The sequence below is a fragment of the Marinobacterium marinum genome, from assembly GCF_013868415.1.
In the GTDB taxonomy this organism is placed as follows: domain Bacteria; phylum Pseudomonadota; class Gammaproteobacteria; order Pseudomonadales; family Balneatricaceae; genus Marinobacterium; species Marinobacterium marinum.
Genome location: NZ_JACEMT010000025.1, coordinates 1 through 252, shown reverse-complemented (window position 1 = coordinate 252; position 252 = coordinate 1). Strand labels below are relative to the sequence as shown.

The 252-nt window shown below is 52.4% G+C and carries 1 pseudogene; it reads right to left on the bottom strand.

Annotated elements, in window-relative coordinates:
- Positions 1-129: 129 nt before the first annotated feature.
- Positions 130-252 (bottom strand): annotated as a pseudogene (locus H1S06_RS00495) (IS5/IS1182 family transposase); the annotation flags it as partial.

Below are 252 nucleotides of genomic sequence, written 5' to 3'. Positions count from 1 at the left end.
TAGGGAACGTATGAACAAGTCTTCTCAGAGCCACCAAAACTGCATTTTCTCTGTGTCTGGGGCATGAAATGCGCACGTTCCCCCCTTTTTTAACCGACTGCAACCGCCTTTTCAGGCAGCGCAGACGGATTAACCCTGCGCTCTCAACATCTGGTCCACCCGTACAACATTGGCCAGCGCGAACAGCATGGCCAGCTTGCTGTCGTTTTTCTTCAGGCCACGGTAGCGGGCTTTTACAAAACCAAACTGGCA